Source organism: Aquimarina spinulae (assembly GCF_943373825.1).
Taxonomy (GTDB): domain Bacteria; phylum Bacteroidota; class Bacteroidia; order Flavobacteriales; family Flavobacteriaceae; genus Aquimarina; species Aquimarina spinulae.
In genome coordinates this window covers 3,680,798-3,702,378 of sequence record NZ_CALSBP010000002.1, presented here as the reverse complement: position 1 = coordinate 3,702,378, position 21,581 = coordinate 3,680,798, and the positions used below count along the sequence as shown (strand labels likewise).

20 protein-coding genes are annotated in these 21,581 nt (G+C 34.2%); 8 read left to right on the top strand and 12 right to left on the bottom strand.

Annotated elements, in window-relative coordinates:
- Positions 1 to 8: 8 nt before the first annotated feature.
- From NNH57_RS21360 to NNH57_RS21350, 3 genes are all read right to left on the bottom strand, one after another.
- Positions 9 to 3,203 carry an RHS repeat domain-containing protein gene (locus NNH57_RS21360; protein WP_254504231.1) on the bottom strand — a complete coding sequence of 1,065 codons (3,195 nt, stop codon included), beginning with the start codon at positions 3,201 to 3,203 and terminating at the stop codon, positions 9 to 11.
- Between the two features lie 702 nt (positions 3,204 to 3,905).
- Positions 3,906 to 4,607: a hypothetical protein gene (locus NNH57_RS21355; protein ID WP_108807864.1), complete on the bottom strand. Its 702-nt coding sequence runs from the start codon at positions 4,605 to 4,607 to the stop codon at positions 3,906 to 3,908.
- A gap of 205 nt (positions 4,608 to 4,812) precedes the next feature.
- Positions 4,813 to 5,085, bottom strand: coding sequence for a hypothetical protein (locus tag NNH57_RS21350; protein ID WP_074409577.1), 273 nt, complete (start codon positions 5,083 to 5,085; stop codon positions 4,813 to 4,815).
- Positions 5,086 to 5,361: 276 nt separating this feature from the next.
- Here NNH57_RS21350 and NNH57_RS21345 point away from each other — a divergent pair, with 276 nt between their 5' ends.
- The 6 genes from NNH57_RS21345 (at position 5,362) to NNH57_RS21320 (ending at position 11,643) form a co-directional block, all read left to right on the top strand.
- Entirely contained in the window at positions 5,362 to 5,997 is a 636-nt protein-coding gene (locus tag NNH57_RS21345) for a LysE family translocator (RefSeq protein WP_108807866.1), read from the top strand.
- Between the two features lie 60 nt (positions 5,998 to 6,057).
- Entirely contained in the window at positions 6,058 to 7,065 is a 1,008-nt protein-coding gene (locus NNH57_RS21340) for a sensor histidine kinase (protein ID WP_108807867.1), read from the top strand.
- 18 nt (positions 7,066 to 7,083) lie between these two features.
- Positions 7,084 to 7,851 carry a LytR/AlgR family response regulator transcription factor gene (locus tag NNH57_RS21335; protein ID WP_108807868.1) on the top strand — a complete coding sequence of 256 codons (768 nt, stop codon included), beginning with the start codon at positions 7,084 to 7,086 and terminating at the stop codon, positions 7,849 to 7,851.
- Positions 7,852 to 7,980: 129 nt separating this feature from the next.
- Positions 7,981 to 8,745, top strand: coding sequence for a hypothetical protein (locus NNH57_RS21330; RefSeq protein WP_132066062.1), 765 nt, complete (start codon positions 7,981 to 7,983; stop codon positions 8,743 to 8,745).
- A 72-nt stretch (positions 8,746 to 8,817) separates the two neighbouring features.
- Entirely contained in the window at positions 8,818 to 10,110 is a 1,293-nt protein-coding gene (locus tag NNH57_RS21325) for an alpha/beta hydrolase-fold protein (protein ID WP_108807870.1), read from the top strand.
- 255 nt (positions 10,111 to 10,365) lie between these two features.
- Positions 10,366 to 11,643, top strand: coding sequence for an alpha/beta hydrolase-fold protein (locus NNH57_RS21320; protein ID WP_108807871.1), 1,278 nt, complete (start codon positions 10,366 to 10,368; stop codon positions 11,641 to 11,643).
- A 98-nt stretch (positions 11,644 to 11,741) separates the two neighbouring features.
- Here the strand turns inward: NNH57_RS21320 and fabD are convergent, their stop codons facing one another.
- The 4 genes from fabD to NNH57_RS21300 all read right to left on the bottom strand — a co-directional run bounded on the left by fabD (position 11,742) and on the right by NNH57_RS21300 (position 16,033).
- The gene (fabD, locus tag NNH57_RS21315; protein WP_108807872.1) at positions 11,742 to 12,623 is read right to left on the bottom strand and encodes an ACP S-malonyltransferase; all 882 of its coding nucleotides are present in this window, start codon (positions 12,621 to 12,623) and stop codon (positions 11,742 to 11,744) included.
- Between the two features lie 211 nt (positions 12,624 to 12,834).
- A complete protein-coding gene (locus tag NNH57_RS21310; protein WP_108807873.1) occupies positions 12,835 to 14,052 on the bottom strand; it encodes an outer membrane beta-barrel protein in 1,218 nt (405 codons plus the stop codon).
- Between the two features lie 191 nt (positions 14,053 to 14,243).
- Positions 14,244 to 15,095, bottom strand: coding sequence for a fructosamine kinase family protein (locus NNH57_RS21305; RefSeq protein ID WP_074409586.1), 852 nt, complete (start codon positions 15,093 to 15,095; stop codon positions 14,244 to 14,246).
- The gene (locus NNH57_RS21300) at positions 15,095 to 16,033 is read right to left on the bottom strand and encodes a dihydrofolate reductase (protein WP_074409587.1); all 939 of its coding nucleotides are present in this window, start codon (positions 16,031 to 16,033) and stop codon (positions 15,095 to 15,097) included. Before NNH57_RS21300 ends, NNH57_RS21305 begins: the two co-directional genes overlap by 1 nt.
- 65 nt (positions 16,034 to 16,098) lie before the next feature.
- On the opposite strand from NNH57_RS21300, the gene NNH57_RS21295 reads away from it, so the two are divergent.
- Entirely contained in the window at positions 16,099 to 17,181 is a 1,083-nt protein-coding gene (locus tag NNH57_RS21295) for an aminotransferase class V-fold PLP-dependent enzyme (protein WP_108807874.1), read from the top strand.
- A 121-nt stretch (positions 17,182 to 17,302) separates the two neighbouring features.
- Entirely contained in the window at positions 17,303 to 17,599 is a 297-nt protein-coding gene (locus NNH57_RS21290; protein WP_074409589.1) for an isoamylase early set domain-containing protein, read from the top strand.
- Positions 17,600 to 17,642: 43 nt separating this feature from the next.
- On the opposite strand, the gene NNH57_RS21285 is transcribed toward NNH57_RS21290, so the two are convergent.
- From NNH57_RS21285 to NNH57_RS21265, 5 genes are all read right to left on the bottom strand, one after another.
- The gene (locus NNH57_RS21285; RefSeq protein ID WP_074409590.1) at positions 17,643 to 17,924 is read right to left on the bottom strand and encodes a DUF427 domain-containing protein; all 282 of its coding nucleotides are present in this window, start codon (positions 17,922 to 17,924) and stop codon (positions 17,643 to 17,645) included.
- A gap of 21 nt (positions 17,925 to 17,945) precedes the next feature.
- Complete coding sequence (gene egtD / locus NNH57_RS21280) at positions 17,946 to 18,920, bottom strand: L-histidine N(alpha)-methyltransferase (protein WP_108807875.1); 975 nt, start codon at positions 18,918 to 18,920, stop codon at positions 17,946 to 17,948.
- 15 nt (positions 18,921 to 18,935) lie between these two features.
- On the bottom strand, positions 18,936 to 20,108 hold the full coding sequence (gene egtB, locus NNH57_RS21275) for an ergothioneine biosynthesis protein EgtB (protein ID WP_108807876.1): 1,173 nt from the start codon (positions 20,106 to 20,108) through the stop codon (positions 18,936 to 18,938).
- A gap of 110 nt (positions 20,109 to 20,218) precedes the next feature.
- The gene (locus NNH57_RS21270; protein WP_074409593.1) at positions 20,219 to 20,644 is read right to left on the bottom strand and encodes an energy transducer TonB; all 426 of its coding nucleotides are present in this window, start codon (positions 20,642 to 20,644) and stop codon (positions 20,219 to 20,221) included.
- Between the two features lie 23 nt (positions 20,645 to 20,667).
- Complete coding sequence (locus NNH57_RS21265) at positions 20,668 to 21,492, bottom strand: thymidylate synthase (protein WP_108807877.1); 825 nt, start codon at positions 21,490 to 21,492, stop codon at positions 20,668 to 20,670.
- Positions 21,493 to 21,581: the final 89 nt, after the last annotated feature.

Sequence of the window (21,581 nt, the reverse complement as noted above, 5' to 3'; positions counted from 1 at the left end):
TGTTTTCCTTATTTTTTATACCCGTATTTGTTCTCTGAAATCAGCTTCCCGGCATCATCCTTTACATATTCCAATCTATTAAAGGTATCATAGCTATAATGCATAGTATATCCTTTGGGATCGGTAACAGAGGTTACCCCTATCAGTGGATCATAGGTATAGGAAGTGATTTGTGCACCAGCAAAATAAGAATGTGCCCGAAGCTGAACCACCAGATCTCGCATGTTTTGCTCTTTTGCGGTACTATCTTCACTGTTTGAAACCGTTTTTAACTGATCAATCAAACTCGTTACTGCTGCTGGCATACCCGTATAACTGGATTTTACAACCTTGGCAATAGGGAAACTATCCTGATACCCCCAGATATAAATAAGGTGACTCCCCTCTGATTGTTTTACCTCTAAGGGATTCCCTTTGGCATCATAAGACAGGTATTCGATACGATCTTCCAGGGCCCCTCCTGATTTAGAGGCTTGAATCGCCTTGGGTAAGGTCATACCATTCCAAACCTTATATGTCGTACGTTGTACACTTACTTGTTGATCCCCTACCCAGGTTTCTTGCTGGATAGGCTCTCCTATACGATGACCACTACTCTTTTTAAGAGTACCTATTGCGGTGTACTCCTCGGTAGTAAGAGGTGCTCCAAGAGCGGTAGCAGAGGTTACATCATCTGCAAAAAAACGTTTAGAGGTTATCATCTCTCCAAAGCTATTGGTAGTGGTAGTTGCTATAGGGATGGTTCTCCCCTGATACCCTATATCATAAGTATACTGAGTCGTCGTTTTTACAGCTCCCGATGGATAATATGTTGTTTGTTCTCTACCAGAGGGTAAATAGCGTTCACTGATGTTATCATATCTTGCATGTTCATTAAGATCTCCAACCTTACCCATCATCAGGTTTTGTGTTCGTAAATCATCGGTAGGAGTATAGATCGTTTTTGTGGCTTCAACTATGGTAAACTTATCTGTTGATTTCTCATATCGATACTGTTTCTCTTCTAATAACTGCCCTCTACGATGTGAATAATCTGTTGCAGGAACCATCAAATTACCAATACCATCAAATACATTAGTAGCATTAATACTCCCATCTGCACTGTAGCTATAGATGTACTGGGTTTTTCCATTTTCTTGACCCTGATTATATTCGGTAACATTTGTATAATTTACATGAGAACCACCTTGACCATTGAGTGGAAAAATTGAATTTGATCGTAAAACATCCTGGCTACAGTCACTAAAAGGGATCCTACGCGATACAAAAACTGGAGGGTTTAAAGACCTTCCACTAGATACTGTAGCATCATCAAACTTTTGATAGTTATATTGCTTACTATTGATCATGGTATCATCATAATCCATAAACTGGATTTCTTTTATCCGTAAGCCTCCAACTATTGCTTCATTAGCCTGGCTTGCATTAATGGCTATTTTTTGAGTAAAAGCAATACTCACAGTATTCCCCGTTTGAAATGGACCATTTTCAATTTTTATAGTATAGCTACCAGCAGATAAACCCTCAATACCAGTCTCATTGGCGGTATTAAAAGTCGTGATAATAGCATCGTCTTTATATAAACGTATCGCCGGACAATCGTTGTTACTGTATTGACAAGAGGTTTCTGCCTCTACACTATAATAGGCATCAGTAGATTCACTAAGGGTAAAGGTGGTAGAAAAAGTAGCCCCGGGTTGTGAAGCATCGTTATGCAACTGGGCTCCTGGGATTTGTTGGTCTACCATTTTGGTTCCTATAAAAAAATCTTGATTCCCTGATAAGGTATTGGATTCAAAAATAAACTTGCTTTTTCCTCCTGTTGGATAAACAATCTCTTCTAACAATAAGGCCTTGGTATGCAATTCGCTTACGGTTCTATCTGCTCCTGCTACCTCTACAGCAGAAGTATAAGGAACATACACAATACCAGGATATAGTTTAGCATTATTGACTCCGTTATAATACCCCCATAAATCCTGTGAAAACGAAAAACGCTCTGGCAATTGATGGGCCTGGTTATAGGTAAAACGATGAACTTTATTGTCTGTACTACCTTTTTGTTGGGTGATGGTTTTAAGATAAAGACGCTTGGTACGCTGATCTGTATCGCCATAATTCAATAAATGCTCCATACCCCCAGCAGAAGTAAAATATCCTTGTTCCAACACATATCGATCAATAGTAGCATTGTTGCTATCTAACAGTTTGACCCCGGTAAGCGCTTTGTCATTTTTAAGATCTATACGGGTATCATTATATTCTAAAACAATACTACCTTGAGTAGTCGTGATAGATGATAAATAGGTAGGGGTATACTTATCTTCTGTCAAAGAAACAGGCTCTGCAGTACTGCTACTACACGATGATCCAACTCCTATTAAATTTTTACTTTGCCCCGTTATATTCCAATAGGTAATCTGTTGAGTCCCCTTGGTATAGTTAAAATTGATTTGATTCCCACGATAATCAGAAATCTGAGTTAAGTACCATCCCGTAGTATGTTCTATAATTCTTGAAGGTAAATTAGTTGCTTGCGAAAAAAAACGGGTCTCCTTGATTTCAGCTACCTGTTGAGTAGTTCCCGGAATGACTCCAAAACTATAGAGCACTCCTTCTGGGGTGGTCACCTGCCATCCTGAAATGGTAATCCCATCACGAAGCGCCACAATCTTTAAATCACTCTTTTGATGCATAACGATAGTACCGTTCTGATTAAAAAAGAACTTGCCTGACAACCCGGCGACATTGATATGGTAGACATCTGATTCAAAATCCTGGTTGTCTGATAAGGCGGATTGAAATAATTGTGCTCGCCCATTGGCATCCTGGGCAAAATAATGATCAATTGTGTTACTGGTATTAATAAAGCCTTCGGTGTGGTCATCGGCAATACCGCGAACCTGGCGGGAGATCATACCTCCGCCATGAAGTGACCAGCCTAATCCCACTCGGGAGGCCATCTCACCTACTCTAATCCCTGAAGCATGATAACTCACAGAGACCGAAGCACTCAGCATGCCCTCGGAGATACTGGCCAGTGGAATCGAAATATTAGGAGTGCCTGTAAAAAGACTCACTGGCACATCAAGATATTTACCCATAGCGGCTACCTCTGGAGTAGGAGGAGCCAGATCTGGTAACTCCTGACCCACCATCACAGCACTCAGCATAAAAACAAAGAATAAAAGTTGTTTTTTCATAAAAGTAATTTTTGTAAGGATTGAATTGTTCAATTGCTTACCCCTTAGTAAACTCCTAACCAACTATGAAAACAAACCAGAAACTCTATACTGGTGAAGTCATCTTTAGCAAGCATCTAAAAACATAGGTAAAGCATTATAAATGAACTTGTTTTTTGTGTTTTTAATCGTATTCCCAATGCAATATTAAAGCATCCCAGTTTCGTTTTTCGGGACTGAGAAAAAAAAAAATGAAAGTTTTTTTAAAAATAAATTCGAAGAGGTTTTAGGTATCTGATATTTGGTTTGGATTAACCGTTCTCTTAGCCAGCCTATAAAAGGGTTAAGAATATTTGTTTTTCGATCTTTTGTATAGAATCCAAAAGTAAAATCAACGAGCTCAGCGTATACAAAACTTTGTACCGTGATGTCATACTCATATGTAAATGAATACATTTCCTTTTATTACAATAAAAACAGTATCCACAATTGGTATGTATTAACCATCGGTATAAGTAACATCATCCTCACAACATTTTTATCGATCATCGGCACATTATATATCTTCGTCACATCATTGTGTTTTTCCTCGCACTAATTATATCGACCATCGGTATACCGACTGCTCTCCCCAGAGCTATAAAACCAACCCGCGCAGTATGATCAGGCTCCATGATTGCACAGAAACCTTAAGCTTAGGCGCGGGCTAGTTATAGCTCTCGATTATCTACGTTTATATTGACTAATATATCCTTTATAACGCTCGGGGTCTTTTCTAAAAGCATATTTCCCAGTATCCCGAACTTCATCTACAGCCTCTTTAAGATGAGTAAAGGCTCTATCCCTGATTTCTTTGGCTTTAGAATTATCTAAAGTAGTTCCGTTAGCTTTGGCCAGTAATTCGGCCAGAGTATCTGATTTCTGTGCGGCCAGTTCTAAGTTTCGAAGATCGTATTTCTTTTTTTCGAGTTCTGGCACATTGGCTTTACCCAGTACACTAATATCCATCAAATCCTGGATCATATCTGCATCCCCTTCTCCATCTGCAATAGCTCGTACACGAGTGATAAGGTCTGGTCTCTTGCGAAACGTAAAGCGCAAATCGGCAAGCAAATCATTTCTAAACTCGTATGCTTTAGGAGATTTTTCTTTCCAAACTTTGGAGGCTTCTTCCTGGCTATATCGTTCTTTCATCCACATGGCCTGTGCATATCGACAGGCTCCAGTTCTAATAGGTAAATCCTCTACAAACATCTTCCAATCCAACCCTTTGGCTAGTAATATTTCTTTGTCTTCCTCTGTCCATACGTACAAGTTTTCGGCTTCTTGAATAAATACATCAACGGGAAGTGTAGGTGCCTTTATTTCTTCTTGTGGTAGTGTTTCTAATACAGCTAATTTTACATCATAATTTTCTTTAGACATAGTATATTAATGATTTTGTGATCTATTGCATGCTATAAAATTTTACAATACATCCTAGTTAATAAACAAATTGTGTATAATGATAAGACATCCCAGTTCTGAAAAACGGAACTGGAAAAATGTTTTTTTTTAAGAAATGAGGGGGTAGATTTATGATTTTGGGCCTCATATGTAGTATTTAGTTTTATATAATCTATACTTCTGGTTATCTCCCAAAACCATTAAGGATTTTTGCTTTTTGATTTTTTGTATAGAATCCAAAAGTAAATCCTACCGGTTCGGCATACACAAAACTTTGTAGCGTGATATCATACTCGATAGGAGCATTTAAAGTTTTCATCGTATTAATAATGCGGTATAATTTGGTTTTTGAGATGCCTAATTTAGAGATCAGTTCTTCTGGTGAGCCCGTAGCTTGCAGACGAATAAGTTGATCAACTCGCTCTATCAATCGTATTTGCTTTACCATCAAATTCATAACTATAGATTAAAAATGTACACTGTACTACGAAACATGAAAAGTTGGTTTTCTAAATAGTATTCTTTACGGTTTTAATATCGTAATCAAAGCGAAATTATGGTTTTTCCGTAAGGGAGAAATACAGATATCTGTAAACCAGTTACATTTAATAAATTATAATACCATAAGGATTTTACATTCGACAAATACAAATTAAGTGTCAATACAACATAATAGGATTCTTAACTTAGAAAAAAACAATACTTTTACCCTATAAACCCGTAATTAAAATATATGATTCCTATCCACGAATTTCTTGTATTTGCTCTCGCCTCACTAATAATGGTACTATCTCCCGGACCTAATATGATCTATCTTATTTCTAGATCCTTATCCCAGGGGAGACAGGCGGGAATCATTTCGCTTTTTGGAGTTATCTGCGGATTTTTGTTTCACATTCTTATGGTATCCTTTGGGTTAACTGCCATCTTTTTTGCAGTACCCTATGCTTTTGTGATTGTTAAATTCCTCGGAGTTGGTTATTTATTATACTTAGCCTATAATACGATTAGATCTGGTGGCACTAAAATCTTTGATGCCGATCGTTCTTTAACAAAAGACAAGCCTTTTAAATTATTTAATATTGGGCTTCTTACCAATGTACTCAATCCTAAAATGGCATTGTTTTATTTATCCTTTTTCCCTCAATTCATCAAACCAGAATACGGATCAATTTTGGGACAAAGTTTTCAATTAGGGATGATGCAGATTATTATTAGTTTTTCAATCAATTTTCTTATTGTTATTTCGGCAGCAAAAATGGCGGGTTGGTTTGCAAAAAATCCAGTATGGGTAAGGGTTCAAAAATGGTTTATGGCTTCTGTACTAACAGGATTAGCTGTAAAAATTGCTTTCGCAAAAGCGAAATAACAAATGTAAAATCAAAAAGTAAAAATCTCCTATTTGGTTTGAATACTATCTTTGTAATCTATGACATATTTAAAGCTTAATACATCAGATTATAAACTTCTGGTTTTTTATTTTGTTCTGGCTACCCTCTGGGATATGGCTCGATACTATATTTTGGACATGGCATTATTACAATATCTGGTAAACATGCCTCTGTTTTGGGTAAAAACTAGTATTCTACTATTTCTTTTTAAGTATCTTATCACAGAATTACTGGTTAAAAACAAAAAATATCTTCTGTTTTTTATGCTGGCACTTGCAAGTGTTATTTTAGTTGGATTTGGGTCTCTTCTTCTTGAGTTTTGGTCCTCAGGTAATCCACTTACTTTTTCTAATATGCATCCTCTTTTATTATTTAAAAGTTACTATAATTCTGCGGTAGATATTGCCATACCATTAGGACTATTATTAGGCAAAAAGTACTATGAAAACTTTATAAAAGTTAATCAGATTGAAAAAGAACAACGAGAAACAGAGCTTAAATTATTACGATCACAGTTTGATCCTCATTTTTTGTTTAATAGCCTAAATACTATGGATGCGCTTATTGATTCTTCTCCTCAAAAAGCAAAAGTGTATACTGCCCGATTAGCTGCATTATATCGCTACCTAATCCAAACCAAGGATCAGGAGGTTGTCTCTTTGAAAGAGGAAATAAAATTAGCCGAAAACTACTTCTTTCTTATCAAAACACGATTTGGACATTCTTATGAATTTAAAATACCAGAAACCAACTTACCAAAAGACAAGTATTTACCTACTGGTGCATTACAGACCGTTATTGAAAATGTTGTGAAACACAATAAACCGACGAATGATCAAATCATTACTACACAAATCACAATTACCGAAGATAATATTCTGGTAAAAAACAATACTTCGAACACCATAGAAACGAACCTTTCTTCGGGAAGTGGTCTACAGAACATAAAAAAACGGTATGTTTTGCTTTCTGATAGAGAAGTAGCTATTGAAGAAAATAAAGCGTATTTTACTGTTTCGCTACCACTTTTAACATTAAAAGACTAAAACCACATCGTTGATCCCATGCATATTCTGATTTTAGAAGATGAAATTCCGGCTTATGAAAAACTTGAACTATATCTTACTGAGTATTTTGAGTCAGATCTTACTTTGGATTGGTCCAGATCAGTAAATGAGGCCACAGCTTTGTTATCTAAACACCAGTATGATTTAATCCTTTCAGATATTCAATTATTAGACGGTAATGCATTTGATCTCTTTGATCAAATGCCAATATCTTCTCCTATTATCTTTTGTACTGCTTATGATACGTTTCTATTAGATGCTTTTAAAACTAATGGCATTGCATATATTCTAAAACCCTATTCGAAAGAAGAGCTTTCTGAAGCACTTCGCAAATATGAAACACTTATTGCATTACCAAAAAATACGCCTTCGGTAGACAAAAATGTTTTTAAAGAACTTAAAGAATTAATGACTCCCGAAAAAAGACAGTTCCTAAAACGTTTTGTGATTAAAAAAGGAAATGGGATCAAGTTAATCGATACCAATACAATATCCCTAATTGAAGCGTATGGAGATTTTTGTAAGATTACAGATACAAAAGGCAATATACATAGAGCAACGCAAAAAATAGGTACTCTAACCGATCAGCTAGACTCAAAAGTTTTCTTCAGAATTAACAGAAGTCAAATGGTGAATATCAATCACATCAAAGCAATGGACAGTCATAGTAAAAACAGATTGTTAATTATTCTTGATGGAGTTGAGCAAAGTGTAATCACTAGTTCGAGTACTACTTCTGCATTCAGAAAATGGGTGCAATTTTAAGCAAGTACTTACTTTAATTCTTCAACGATAAAAAGAAACGCTTTACTGTTTTTTTACCCTAATTCATCACTATTTTAAGATTAGTTTTTTAACTACACACTATATTTAACTCAGGTTATTACTAAAAACATGAGAAGTAAAATTGTAGTTATGTTGATGAGTTTTTTAATGTCCCAGGGATTTGGGCAAGAAAACGAATCGTATTCTAAATTATTAAAAGAAGCCTGGAGGTTATACCAATCTAAAGAATTTCATACATCGGGACAAAAATACACAGAAGCATTCGCTGTATTAGGCAATCAACCAAATATGTCTGACAAAGAAATTTCTAATCGATTTAATGCAGCATGCGCCTGGGCATTGGCAAAAGAATCAGATGCTGCATTTCTACAATTACTTAAAATAGCAAAAGAAGGAAAGTTTTCTAACTATAAGCAACTAACAAATGATAGTGATTTAAAATCTCTATATACCGACCCAAGGTGGAAAGAAGTCACAGATATTGTAGCAGCCGAATACGAAAAAATTAAACCTTTATCTAAAAAAGAATTAAAATCAGTTTTCAAAAAATATAAAGATGCTCATCAAAAAGTCTTTAAAAAAGGATCTACAGTAGCAGATGTAGACTTTTTATATCGTTTTTACACCTCAGATTTTGAATATAACCACCCAGGTTATGGCGGTATATATTCAAGAGAATTGCTTTATAACAATACCGTAAAATTCTTAAAAAAAGGTAGATATAATGATTTTCCAAAAAGCAAAATCGTAAATATGATTATTGGATTGAATGCTATTGTTATAGAAGAATTACAAGAGAATGAAACCAAGAGTACAATGACACTTATAAAATTTAGAAAAGATAAAATCTACTATATCGAAGAATATTGGTAATCATAAATCGACCATTATGGTATGGCATGAAAAACAAATCAATTATTAATAAAAATCCTCATCAAGCACATTATGAAAACGAACCGTTTCTCTATAATTACAATTCTTTTATTTACATTTATTTTTACCGGGAAAGCGCAACAATCTCATGAATCTTCGTTATCCAAAATCTCCTCTTCCCCTATCACTTATGCAGAAAAGATTACTTTTCATTCTAAGATATTGGATGAAAATAGAGTAATGAATATTTACGTTCCAGAAAGCTTTCATGTAGCATCAAAAGATCATACGTATCCTGTAGTGATGATAAGCGGTTCTCATGGTGTTAAATTTTTTCAAATGATATCTGGAGTTATACGACATCTAAGTTCTGTTACTCGAATGCCCGAAGCTATTGTTATTAGTTTTGAAGAAGAAACACATTATGCTCCTAATGTATATAATAATGGCATGTGGGGAAACAGAGAGAAACTTGAATTTAATGCCGATCCAGATAAATTCACAAAACACCTTAAAGAAGAACTATTTCCGTATTTAAAAGAACAATATCGCGCTGCTGATTACAGAATGATCATTGGAGTATCAGGAAGTAGTGTATATCCACTACACACATTTGCAAAGGAACCAGATCTGTTTCAGGCACATATTACTGTTGCCACAGCAGATATGATTGGTATGGGCTATCAGTCCAACACCACCTTCATAGACGCTTTTGAAGAAAGTTTTGTTAAAAACCCCAATCGTAAAGCACAATTCTATTTGGGTGCCTCTGAAAATGATATTAGTAAAAACAAATCCTATATCAAAAACATGGAGGAGTTGAAAAAACGATTATCTCCATTTACTTCAAAAAACTTAAACCTAAAAGTTGAAGTGATTCCTAATGAAGATCATTACGCATGTATCACAAAAGCACTGCTTTCTTCGATAGAAATGATTTTTCCGAAAGAAAAATGGTCTCCAAAATTTAGAGATATCATAAAACAACCAGGTAATGCTTTAAAGAATATTGATGTTTATCACCAAAAGCTATCAACAACATATGGCTTTTCTATTTTACCAAAAGCTGAACGATGGAATAGTGTAAATTCTTTACGATTTATCGGTAAAAAATTACTAGATGATGGAAGAGTTAAAGAATCTATAGAGGTTTTTAAACGACGAATACAGTATCGTCCCCAATCTCCCTGGGCATATAGCAGTCTATCTGAAGCGTTAGAAAAAGATAATCAACTTAATGCTGCTCTTGAAGCACAGCAAAAGGCGATACAACTTGCTCAGGAATATGATAACGAATATTTATCTGAGTATGAAGAGCAATTAGCTAAAATCAAAACCAAACTTGAGAAACAAGGTAAACGATAATTTATACCCGTTGTGCATTTTAAGATTAATACTATAAAAAAAGCGTCAATTCGAGTGGTTTTTCATAGTGAAACGAAGAAAAATTGCACTTCGACCTAGCTCAGCAGGACTATCTAGAATAGCTTTTTTGATCCCAAATCCTATTCTCGATACACTTCTTCCTATGGTCGAAGCACTCGAATTGACGAATTTGGGATTCAAAAATATCAAAATGCGCAACAGGTTAATTTCTATCATTTTATACATTGTATTGCTATGAATATTAAACATCTATTTTTATTATGTATTCTATTTAGTTTTATCTTCTGTTTTTCATTTGCACAAATCCAAATAACAGAAAATACTATAGGGAAGAACATTGTGATTCCTTCTAAAATATTAGATGAAGAAAGAAAAATTCAAATTTTCCTACCCGAAGATTATAATGATTCTTCAAAAAAATACCCTGTAATTTATGTATTAGACGGGCAACGGCTTTTTCTTCATGCTATAAGTGTATCACAATCCTTTAAAAAATTTAAACTCACTCCAGAACATATTATAGTAGGTATCACAAATACGTACCCCAAGCGATTTGGTCATTTTAGTTCTGGAGCAAAAACCTTTTTAAGTTTTATAGCTCAAGAACTTATTCCTTATGTAGATCAGGAATTTAAAACATCTGGAGAGCGATTACTATTCGGGTGGGAATATGCCGGGGGCTTTGTTATTGAAACGATGGCCAAAAACCCTGAGTTATTTAACGGATACCTGGCCGCAAGTCCTTTTCCCATTTATGATACCAGCTTACCGATATCTGCAAACAGAATGAAATCTCTGGATAGTATCCTTAGCGCAAAGAAAAAGCTCGAAACTTTCCTGTTTTTTACTTCCAGTACCCATGAAGGTGTCGTAACAAAAGGCGCCGAATACCTTAAAAACAAACTAGAATCAGAAGCTCCAAATACATTGAGATGGGAGTATACCTATCTGCAGAACGAAGAACATCGCTCTACCTCATACCACACCCTTTATCATGGTATAAAGCAATATTTTCATAATTATCCAGAACTTCGGTTCAACTCCTTAGAAGAATACAAAAAATTAGGCGGAATGGATAATGTGATTACCTATTATAAAAAGAGAGCCGTACAGTTTGGTTTTCCCGAAAAAGTCGCTCAGGGTACTATGTGGAATCTCGTCAAAAAAGCTTCTGATGAAGACAATTATACTGCATTTGACACTTTTATAAATCAGTTTAAACCTAACGGTTTTCTTGAAAACCTAAGAACAAACTGGGGATGTGTCTTTGCAGCATTTTATATGAAACACAACCAGCCAGAGAAAGCAAAAGAGTTGTATACTTTTTTCACTAATAAATCCCCTAATGCGGCACGCCCGGTTAATGGATTAGGCGATGTTTATCGTGCTTTAAAAAACAAAAAAGAAGCTATAATGTATTACCAACGTGCTATTCGACTCGGCAAAAAAAATGCTGACTGGAGGTTAGAAGAATATGAAAAAGACCTATTAGATCTTAAAAACGAAAAGTAGTAAACAGCACATATCGATCATAAAAAAAACCTCACAGACTAATGCCGAACTTAGTGTAGCATCTCCTGCGAGGTTTATACTATAATTATTGATATTTCTTAAATCGAAGCAGAAATAGTTTCCATAGATCGATCTACTTTTTTCACCAATCCTGATAATACTTTTCCTGGCCCAACTTCTGTAAATGATGTTGCGCCATCTTTGATCATATTTTGCACACTTTGCGTCCATTTTACAGGTGCCGTAAGCTGTGCGATCAAGTTCTTTTTAATTTCTTCTGGATCTGTAACCGCTTCTGTCGTCACATTTTGATACACAGGGCAATTGGGGGTATTAAAAGTAGTCGCTTCAATCGCTGCTGCCAATTCTTCTCTGGCAGGTTCCATTAATGGCGAATGAAATGCTCCTCCTACTGGTAATACCAATGCTCTTCGGGCTCCTTTTTCTTTCATCAATTCACATGCTTTTTCGATAGCTTCTACTTCGCCAGAGATTACTAATTGCCCAGGGCAATTATAATTTGCTGCTACTACAATCCCATCTATTTCTTCGCACCCCTGCTCTACTACCTCATCTTCTAATCCTAAAACAGCTGCCATTGTAGATGGTTTCAACTCACACGCTTTTTGCATAGCCATCGCTCGTTTAGATACCAATCGCAATGCATCTTCAAAATTAAGAGTTCCGTTAGCAACTAAAGCAGAAAATTCACCTAAAGAATGTCCTGCAACCATATCTGGTTTAAAACTATCTCCTAATACTTTGCTTAAGATAACAGAATGTAAAAAGATAGCAGGTTGTGTTACTTTAGTTTGTTTTAACTCATCTGCCGTACCTTCAAACATAATTTTGGTAATCTCAAACCCTAAGATATCATTTGCTTTATCAAAAAGTTCTTTAGCGATGTCTGAGTTTTCATATAGATCAAGACCCATTCCTGAAAATTGAGCTCCTTGACCAGGAAATACATATGCGTTCATATGATACTGTATATTTAAAATTTTGACAAAAGTAAGGATAAAGTTGGTACGAGTAACTAGAATTTTTGTTTTGGGCGTTCGGGCGGGCTATTCGCTACAATTCCTCGCATGATCTACCCCTAGACAACACTTCGCCAAGCTCAGTATCATAGCTTAAAAAGACAATACTCGGGATTTCTACTACTATCCCTAACGCAACAAGTTGTCTTATTTAAAATATAGAATACCCAAAGATTATAGACAGTGTTTTATAATCAGAGCTCCAATCTGCATAATCATTTAAGATATCATGACTTAATCCATATCTACATTCCAAACTATATTTATCATTATATTTGTACCCTAAACCAAAAGTTAAATTGCTTCCTGCCTGAATATCTAAATCTTCGCTGTGTTCAAAAGTAATATTTGAGTTTAGATTCAAAACAAATGCAAAAGAGCTATTGATAAATAATTTTGAGTTTTCGCTTAAAAACATATAATGTCTAATTCCAACAGGTATTTCTAGAGACTTGTAATCCACCTTAATCTGTTCTGTTCGCTCAATAACAGTATTCGGGTTTAAAATTCTTTCGTTTTCTGATTTATAATATTGATATTTTGGTTCAACCAGTACGGCCCATTTGTTTTTGTTAAATGGTAAAATGAATTCAGCTTCAACTCCAAGCCTAAATCCCAATTTATTGTCAAAATCCATATTATATGATGAAAACAAAGCATCATTGCGTATGGATAGAGAAGAACTATTTAAACCAAGTCTAACGGTTAAATTAAACAAATCTCTTTTCTGTTTGTTTTCAAAATTGATAGATTCTGAATTGTTACATTTATTGTATTTCTCAAAAAGAACTTTTAGTTCATTTTTATAATAATCCACATTTTTAAAAGTGTTCATTGAAATGCCTTTGCATTTTAAATCACTCCATAACTGCTGTCTGTATCTATTGTTTATATTTATTTTGTTTTCTGGGGTCAAGTATTTTTTAAATATTAATTGCTTAACTTCAGAATTATCTACGCTATAAAAAAACTTTGACAAGTTTTTATCTTCAAATGAGTACAAACTAGCTTTTCCTTCTATTACTACCTTTAAAAAAAGTTCTTCCTCCTTAAATGTAAAATTTCCACTAGTACTCAACTTGTTCATTGCATTGCTTGATCTCTCAATCATAACTACATGTCTACGATATTTTAATATATCATAAACCCCAAACTCTTTAACAGATTTGATAGTGATTTTCTTGTGTTCTGTATCTTCTGATAATCTATATTCGAATTCGGTTGGGTTATTTTTCCAATCAATATTTTTAATTTGGCAATCAATTTTTTGGCCAGAATTATCGATATAATATCCTTTTTGAAAAGAAATTTGTGAATAGCAATTGATATTAACAATAATGGTTAAAAGAAATAATAGTTGTTTTTTCATTTTAAACTAGTTAATTATAAGTTAGGTAATGGTTTACGTTTTTTTTAATCGTAAGAGACTATATAGATCAAAATGTAATATTATATGCAATAATAGAACATCTCAGTTTCATTTTTCGGAACTGAAAAAAATAATTCAAATTGTTTATACCTAATTTATATAACCGTCTAAAAAAAAGTAAGGTGAGTTTATTACGAATACCGCTTTACAATACTTTTTACCTTATTGTAATATGAACTCCCAAATAGATTAAGGTGAACCAAAAGGTAATATAATTGCCAAATCGATAATCGATCTTTCCAATTCTCTACAAGCGGAAAAACTTCATTGTAGATATCAAATACGCTAGAATTAAAACCTCCAAAAAGATGCATCATACCTATATCCATTTCTCTGGGTGCGTATGCAACTGCCGGATCGATAAGACAAGGATATCCTTGCATGTCAATCATAAAATTACCACTCCATAAATCACCATGAATCAGGCTTGGTTTTTCGTCTGGTATTTCATCTTTAAGCATATTATAAAATGTATCTACATCTGAGAATAAGAAACCATTTTGTCGCGCCAATTCAAATTGTGGTTGTAGTCGCTGGGTCACATAGAATTGGTATGTAGAATCACATACAGTATTATACTGTGGTAAACTCCCGATATAATTGTCATTTTCGAAACCAAAATAAGAATCATTTTGTTGGTGTAGGCCCGCTAGTTGTTCTCCAAATATTTCCCAAAAAGTATCTGCTTGTTTTCCAGAATCAATATATTCTAATATCAAAAAAGCAACATCATCAGATTCACCAAAATGAATAATATCTGGTATGGTAAATGTGTTTGAATCTTTAAGTTTTTCAAGACCTTTGACTTCTGCCTCAAACATCCCAGGAAATTCTGAAGCACTATTAACTTTGGCAACAAATTTTTGTTGATTTGTGTGTATAAGACAGACGTCATTAATATCTCCTCCTGATAATGGCTGTATCGCTATTATATTTTCTGAAAGTAATTCTTCAAAATGAGATGTAAGCTTTAAAGAGCGCATTATTTTTTGATATACGTCAAATACGTAAATGGATACTTATGCTTTTCGTCTATATCATGAAATTCTTCTTTCTCTAATTTCCAGATTTTGGTATCAATTTCAGGAAAAAAAGCATCTGCTTCAAAAGATTCATGTACTCTGGTTAATTCAATACAATCTGCATGATCCATCCCCATAGTATAAATCTCACCACCTCCTATAATAAAAGGTTGTGTATCTCCTTTGGCTATCTCTAAAGCATCTTGTATATTATGTACTACTATTACACCTTCTGCCTGATAGTTTGTATTTCTGGTGATTACAATATGCACACGATTAGGGAGTAATTTAGGAAAAGTTTCAAAAGTTTTACGCCCCATGATAATATGATGACCAGTCGTTAGTTTTTTAAACCGCTTAAAATCATCTGGTAAATGCCAAACCAGGTCATTATCTTTACCTAAGGCATTATTTTCTCCAGCCGCAGCAATCATTGTAATCACACTCTTTGTTTCTTTTAACTCTCCCACAATCTCTGATGTTTTTCCTTTTATAAATCCTTCTTTCTTTTTAACCAATTCTTCTTTGGGGTACATTAAATCTACATCTTTCTGAAGTAAAGCAATTTCTTCTTTTTGTTTGGTAATTAAACGCTCCATCTGGCGATCTGCCCACTCTTGCCCCATAAATGTACTAAACAACCATACATTACAAAAATGTACTACCAAAAGGAATGCCCAGCATAGTATTGCTATAATATACCAGTCTATCCCAAATAATGTAACTTCTTTTCCGTAACCAAATGCCAGGTTAAGAATCGCAAAAAACACAGAACCAACTAAAAAAATGATGAAATGTTGAAATAATCTTTTTTTCTGAATAACGCGCTTACGTGCATGCTCATATAACTCACGCTGCTGTGGGTCAATTTGTATTGTTTCTTTCTTTTTTGAAAACATATTAATGCTAACTTAGTACCGGCAAGTAAAGATATAGTTTTTACCAAAAAGCACTAAAATTACTTATGAAGAATTTAAGAAAAGAATTTCCTGTTTTATCTAACAATACCTATCTCAACACAGCATCTTCTGGATTACTTTATGATTCGCTTTTAGATTTTAGACAGGAACATGATTTAGATTTTCTTATTGGCGGAAGTCTGTTTAGAGATCATCAACAGAATTTTTTAAATAGTGTGCGCAAAACTATTGCAACATTTTTTGGAAGCTCTGATGACAATGTAGTATTAACTCCTAATTTTTCTCTAGGCTTCAATACAATATTGAGCGGGTTAGATAAAAATAAAAAGGTCTTAATGCTGGATGAAGACTATCCTTCTATTAACTTTGCTGTCACCAGTAAAGGATTTAATGTTTGTTACGCAACAATAGATGCTACAGTAGAACAAAATATTGAAAATGCCATACAAAAACATAAGCCTGATATTTTTGCATTTAGCCTGGTACAATACATTAATGGTATTGCAATAGATCTTGATTTCCTTACCCAATTAAAAGCCAAACATCCTGATATACTTTTTATTGCTGATGCTACACAGTTTTGTGGCACCAGGGCTTTCGATTTTAATGCTTCGGGGATTGATATTTTGGGATGTAGTGGTTATAAATGGTTACTGGGCGGGTATGGTAATGGATTTATGTTGTTTAACCATAAAGTATTAGATCAGATTACACCTTCTTCATATATCGATGCTGCTGCTAAAACCAATTATGATCCATCATACACAAGTTTGCAAGCAAGATTTGAATGTGGTCATCTAGACACCTTCAATTTTGGAAGCCTACAATACTCTCTAAATTTTTTAAACAAAATAAGCATTGCAACTATTGAAGAACATATGAACACATTAAGTGATTATGCAAAATCAGAATTTGCCAAACTAAATGTATTAGAAGAAAATGTGGTAAAACGCCAAAGACATAGTACAATTTTTAATATAAAGGGGGATCAGAAATTACATGCACATTTAAAAAAACATCATATAATTACTTCTCTTCGAGGACCAGGGATTCGAATTAGTCTTCATTTTTATAATACCAAAGAGGATATAGAAAAATTAATTGATGTACTACATCGTTATCGTTAATATCTTATTGTTAAGTGTTGATTAAATTACTGATAATCTGACGTTTCCCTCTTTTCGTTTTTATTGTTTTATAGTAACTTAGTTATAAATTTATTAACCAATATTTAATAGTATATAAATTATGGCGATTACTAAGCAATACTTAAAATCTAAACCTATTTGTAAAGTTACTTTTATCGTTCCTGCGAAAGAAGCAAATAATGTAAGCGTAGCCGGAGAATTTAATGAATGGAATACAGAAGCTACCATTTTGAAAAAGTTAAAAAACGGAAACTTTAAAGGAACCATTGATCTTCCTAAAGACAACAAATTTGAATTTAAATATGTTGTAGATGGTGAATGGACAAACGAGATCGAAGCTGACGGATATCAGTGGAACGATTTTGCAGCTGCAGACAATAGTTTACTTGTCGTATAATTGATTTATAACTCTATAAATTTATACAAGGTGTTGAAAAGTGTTAATCCACAACTTCAACACCTTTCCAAAAAGCAACATATCCTTTGATTTGCTTTGCCAGATCACTAGTATTTGGGTAATACCATGCCGCATCTTTATTTTCTTTTCCATCTACCTCGATCGTATAATACGATGCTACTCCTTTCCAAGGGCAATTAGTATGTGTATCACTGGATTTAAAAAATTCTTTTTTTATTGCTTCGGGGGGGAAATAGTGATTATTCTCTATCACTTTAGTATCATTACTTTCTGCTAATACCTGTCCATTCCAAATTGCTTTCATATTCTGGGTGTTTTTTGTTTTTTATTCTTCTTTTGTAATTAGATAATCTTTGTAATCGTTATTCTGATCCGAAAAAGATTTCACAATTTTCAAACCAGATTCTTTTGCCAGCCACTTTACAATATCATCATCATATTTCTGAGAAATCTCGGTATGAATACTCTCCCAGGCTTCGAAGTGAACTTGCAACGACAAACTATCGATATCGACAGTTTGTTTTTCTTTGCTCACCAAATAACTTTTAGCGGTTCCATTTTCGGGATCATATGTCTCCCAATGCATAAACTTATCCAGATCAAAATTCCCATTAAGTTCTTTATTAATTCTTGCTAAAACATTCTTATTAAAAGCTGCTGTTACTCCAGATTTGTCGTTATATGCATCTAAAACTTTCTGAGGATGTTTTTTTTGGTCAAATCCTATAAAAAGCAAATCACCAGTATGCATTGCATTATATAATTTTTTCAAAAACTGAATAGCTCTGGCGTGCAATAGATTCCCAATATTAGACCCTAGAACCATGATTACTTTTTTACGATCGCTTATATGTTTTAATCGATCTAAGACTTCAAAATACTCACCTATTTGCCCTTGAACCATAACTTCTGGCATTTCCTGGTTTAAGTTTTTCACCAATCCATCAATAGCATTTTCGCTAATATCAATAGGGCTATATGTAAAATCGTAGTTTTGATTTAGTAATTCTTGTAATAACACTTTTGTTTTTTTCCCATCTCCTGCTCCCAATTCTATTAAGTCAAAACCTTCTTTATTGGTATCGAATTTTTGAATAATATCGGATTTGTGAGTTGCAAAAATTTCATACTCTGCTCGTGTAAGATAATATTCTGGCAATGCCATTATCTGCTGAAAGAGTTCGTCTCCAATTTCGTCATAAAAAAATTTGGATGACAGGTATTTGGGAAACGCAGTTAAACCTTCGCATACTTCTTTCTCGAAAGTAGAAACCAGTACTTTTTGATCTTTAGAATTCATGTAAAAAAAATAGAGTTATTTATCCTTCACTAATCGCAATCCTGTAAATTGCCATCTAAGGTTTGGGTGAAAAAAATTACGATATGTTGGTCTTGTATGGTTTCGTGGTGTAGCTACAGATCCTCCTCGTAGCACCTTTTGATTTACCATAAATTTTCCGTTGTACTCCCCTAATGCCCCGGGAGCTTTTTTGTAGTTTGGATAAGGTGAGTATGCACTTTCTGTCCATTCCCATCGTATTCCCCATTTGAAAAGAGACTGAGCAGTTTCCCATTCAAATTCGGTTGGTAAGCGCTCTCCTTTCCATTGAGCAAAAGCAAATGCTTCATAGAATGAAATATGAGTGACTGGAGCTGTGTAATCCACTGTTTTTAATCCCTGTAAGGTATACTGATGGTATTGTTCATCTATTTTATGCCAATATAATGGAGCTTTGATATTATCTTTATGTATCCAATCCCAAGCTTCTGCATGCCATAACAGACTGTTTTTATATCCTTTATCCTCTATAAACTCAAGATATTCTTTATTAGTTACAAGTGTATTTGCAATGGTGTATTCTCTTAGAAATACCTTATGTCTGCCAAGTTCATTGTCATAACAAAACTCATTTCCCTCATACCCAATTTCATATATACCTTCTTTTACCGTACTATATCCAGAAGTTTGATCATCATCAAAACTAGTGTTTTCAGAAAACGTATCATTGTACTTAGGAAACAACGGGTTATTTCCTAATATAAATTTTATGTCAGTAATCAATAATTCCTGATGTTGTTTTTCATGATGAATCCCAATCTCTACCAACTCTCTGATTTTTGGGTCATCATTTTCTTCTAAAAAAGTCTGTAAGTGCGAGGTAATATAATCTCTATATTCGTATACCTCACTTACGGTTGGTCTAGAAAGATTTCCTCTATCGGTACGGATTACTCGTTTTCCTACGCTTTCATAATAACTATTAAAAACATAGGCATACTCTGGATGAAATCGTTTAAAACCTGATACATATTTTGACAGAATGAATTCTTCAAAAAACCAGGTAGTATGCCCTAAATGCCATTTTGGAGGTGAAACATCTACAATAGGTTGGATCACATAATCTTCAATCTGGAGAGGTGCACAAATTTCTTCGGTATCTGATCGGGTTCTTAAAAAGGAAGTTATTAAATTATCTATAATGATCATAAAAAAGAGTGTATACGACTTACGTATACACTCAAATTTACTGATTTTTATTATTTTTTATCCTATAACAAGGTTAATCCAATGTTAAAATTAGAATGTCAACCTCTATATTACTGTGGTTTTCTAAACGTAATTGGAACAGTATAAGCTACAGCTATTGGTTTCTCTCCCCATTTACCTGGTTTCATCTTAGGGATAGCTCTAATAATTCTAATAGCTTCTCTTTGTAAATATCTATGTGCTCCTGTAACTTCAAGGACTTCTACTTTTCCTTTTTTATTTATAATAAACTCTACTGTTACTGTACCACTTAATCCTTCGTTCATAGCAATCTCTGGGTACTCAAAATTTTGAATAATATGATTTCTCAATTTTTGATCAAAACATTGTGCGGGGGTTTGTCTTGACCGATCACATTTTGGCCACAGTGGTGTGATTCCTTTTTCATTCGCATTTTCCTGCGATAAAATTATTGCATCCTGGGAAAAGGAAATTCCCGAAAGCAAAAGTGTTAAAATAAGTAATGTTTTTTTCATCGTAGTTCATTTAAAATTTGGGCTTAAACTGCAACCCTTCCCTTTATATGCGAGTGCGGATCATAGTCTACTAACTTGAAATCATCAAAAACGAAGCCAAAAATATCTTTCACCTCTGGATTAAGTATCATTTTGGGTAATTTTCGAGGTGTTCTAGATAGCTGAAGCTCTAGTTGTTCTTTATGATTGTTATAGATATGTGCATCTCCAAAAGTATGTATAAACTCACCTGCTTCATAGCCACAAACCTGTGCCATCATCATGGTAAACAAAGCATAAGAAGCTATATTAAATGGCACCCCTAAAAAAACATCTGCACTACGTTGATACAGTTGACACGACAGTTTACCATTAGCAACATAAAATTGAAAAAAAGCATGACAGGGAGGTAATGCCGCCTTACCGTTAGCCACATTTTCTGAAAAAGACTTTGATGTATCTGGAAGAACACTTGGGTTCCAAGCAGATACCAACATACGCCTACTATCGGGATTGCTTTTAAGCGTCTCTACTATTTCTTTGATCTGGTCGATTTCATTATTATCCCAATTACGCCATTGATGACCATATACAGGGCCTAAATCTCCATTATCATCAGCCCATTCGTTCCAGATACGAACGCCATTCTCCTGAAGATACCCTATATTGGTATCTCCTTTCAAAAACCATAATAATTCGTGGACTATAGATTTTAGATGTAGTTTTTTGGTAGTGACCATAGGGAATCCTTCACTAAGATCAAAACGCATTTGGTAACCAAAAACGCTTTTTGTACCTGTGCCAGTTCGATCTTCTTTTGCATTTCCATTTTCAATTACATGATTCACAAGATCAAGATATTGCCTCATATTCTCTCTTACAGTTTATGTTAATCTTTAAAGTTAAAAGTGCTTTCCAAATATACAAAAAATAGCATACGAGGTACTCTTTAATTTAT